At 68.5% G+C, this 2,530-nt stretch carries 2 protein-coding genes; both read right to left on the bottom strand.

The window, feature by feature from the left end; translation table 11 throughout:
* The coding region (locus A9G05_RS26115) for a filamentous hemagglutinin N-terminal domain-containing protein (RefSeq protein WP_139131269.1) at window positions 1–890 on the bottom strand (890 nt) is incomplete at its 3' end.
* A 26-nt stretch (window positions 891–916) separates the two neighbouring features.
* Window positions 917–2,530 (bottom strand): ShlB/FhaC/HecB family hemolysin secretion/activation protein (locus A9G05_RS26110; protein WP_069563698.1); only part of this gene is annotated, 1,614 nt, incomplete at its 5' end.

Genomic DNA, 2,530 nt, shown 5'->3' with positions numbered 1-2,530 from the left:
CTGGCGGAGGTCTGGGAGAGGGTGAGCTTGCCGTTGGCGTCGATCTGGATGTCGCCGCCACTGGCGGCCATGTCGCCGGCCAGTTTGACGCCGACGCCCTGTTCGGTGCCGACGAGGCGGATGGCGCCGGCATACATGCCGCCCAGGGCGCTGCTGTCGATGGCCAGTTGGGGTTTGTCGGTGCCGTCGTCGGCCTTGGCGGTGGCAGCGAGGGTGGTGGCGTCGACGTCGTTGCGGCCGGTGACCATTGCCAGTTGCCGGGCGTGCAGTTCGGCGTTGATCTGGGCGCTGCGGGTGATCAGTTCGAACTGGTCGACGTTGCTGGCGTTGAGCCCCTGCCCTTCGATGCGGATCTGTCCGCCGTCGACGTCGTAGCGCTTGAGGGCGCCGTTCTCGACCACGGGGGCGCCGGTGCTGAGGGTGGCGCGGGGGGTGTTGATGAAGCCGCAGCCGTCGCAGGTGATGCCGTGGGGGTTGGCGACGATGACGTGGGCGCCCTGCCCGGCCACTTCGGTGTAGCCCTTGAGCTGGCTGGGGTTGGTGCCGGTGACTTCGTTGAGGATGACGCCGGCGGCGCGCCCGTTGAGGTTGGGGTTGCCGAGGATGTAGCCGCCCAGCTGGGTGCTCTGCAGTTTGTTGGTGGCGTTGTTGAGGATGAGCCCCTGTTCGCCGACGTTGTAGTCGCTGAATTTGTTGTGCGACAGGCCGTTGCCGTTGGGCGTGGCGATGTTGACCACGGGTACGCCGTTGGCGGCGGCGCCGAGGCTGGTGTTGCCGCCGGCGGCGGCGTCCACGGCGAGGTCGGCGGCGGTGCTGACGATGGGGTTGAGGAACATGACGCCGATGAGCACGGTGGCGATGTTCTGGAAGAAGGGGCTGCGAACGTCCATGAGGTGGGGCTCCGGGTGACGCGGAATCAGTAGAACAGGTCGATGCGGGCGTAGATCGGGTGCTCCTGGCGTTCGATGACGTCAGGCCGCTCCAGGGACCGCGCGAAGGTGAGCGAGACGGCCAGGTTCGGGCCGCGGGCGCTGAATTCGAGGGCGTTGCCGCTCAGGCGGCCATGGGCGCGGGCGTTGTTGCGGTCGCCCTGGATCTGGCCCAGGTCGTAGGCGAAGGCGAGGCCGTACTGGCGCACGAAGGGCTGCAGCGGTGCCCAGCCCACGGGGCGGGTCCAGCGCAGTTGGTTGCGCCAGTAGCCGCCGCTGTTGCCGGACAGGGATTGCTCCTTGAAGCCGCGCACCGAGCTGAGGCCGCCGATGCTGATGCGCTGGGGGCTGTTGAGTTCGTCTTCGCTGCGCTGGTAGTTGATGAGGCTGTCGAAACTGAGGCTTTCCCCGAGCAGTTGGAAGGGCTGCAGGTAGCTGGCGGTGAGGCTGTATTTGTCGTAGCGGGCGTTGGTGCCGCTCTTGCCGTCGATGCGGCTGTTCTTGGCGTCCAGGGCGCCGATGCCCTGTTGCCAGCCGAGGTCGAGGTTGACGAAGGCGCTGCCGAGCCGGCGGCCGTGGTTGAAGCCCAGTTGGGTTTCGGTGATGCGCGGGCTGGAGCTGCCCAGCAGGGTGTTTTCGATGTAGTTGCGGGTTTCCAGGTGGGCGAGGCCGAGGCTGAGGCCGGTCTTGCTGACGCTGTCGCGGTGCAGGACGCGGTCGGCGCGCAGTTGGTGGGTCTTGCTTTCGCCGTCGTAGACGAAGGCGAAGCCCTGCCCTTGGGTGCGCGTGCGGTAGTAGCTCTGGCTGTAGGCGTAGCTGAAGCTCCACCAGCCATACGGCAGGCTGTAGGCGAAGCTCTGGTTGGCGGAGTGGCGCCAGCGGTCGCTGACGGCGTCGCCGCCGGCGCGCAGGCTGAGCTGGTCGGCCAGGCCCAGGGGGCTGTCCCATTCCAGGCTGGCGCCCCACTGCTGTTCGCCGGTGCTGCGCTGGCCGTCGTTGTGGCGGTTGAAGCCGACCCGCCAGGGCTTGCCGGGCTCGCCCTTGAGCTGGACGCGGCTGCCGCCCACTTCGCTGCCGGGCACCAGTTCCAGTTCGGCGGGGCGCGAGGGCAGGCGGTTGATCTGCTCCACCAGTTGCTCCAGTTCCCGCAGGTTCAGCGGTTCGCCGGTCTGCGCCGGGGAGGCCAGGGCCAGTTCGCGGTCGCTGGCGATCGCCGAGCCTTCCACGCCCTCCAGGCGACCTTCGACGACGATGACGTCCAGTTCGCCGTCGGCCAGGTCCTGCTGCGGCAGGTAGGCGCGGGAGGTGACGTAGCCGCGGTCGATGTAGTGCTGGGTGATGGCCTTGAGCAGGTCGTTGAGGCGCCCGCTGTCCAGGCATTGGTGTTCGAAGGGCTTGAGCAGTTCGCGCTGGCGCACCTCGCTGATCAGGTGCACGCCCTGCAGGCGGATGCGCTGGATGTCGAAGCACGGGCCCTGTGCCTGGGGCTGGCTGGGGGCCACCGGCTCGGCGCGGCCGGGCAGTTGCTGCAGTTCCTGCAGGCGCTTGCGCTGCTCTTCCAGCAGCCGCTCCTGGCGGTCACGGATCAGGTCGCGGTCGCC

The sequence above is a fragment of the Pseudomonas sp. ENNP23 genome (assembly GCF_001728945.1).
Lineage (GTDB): Bacteria > Pseudomonadota > Gammaproteobacteria > Pseudomonadales > Pseudomonadaceae > Metapseudomonas > Metapseudomonas otitidis.
The sequence above is the reverse complement of the archived record's forward strand: the minus strand, read 5'-3'. Positions and strand labels throughout refer to the sequence as shown.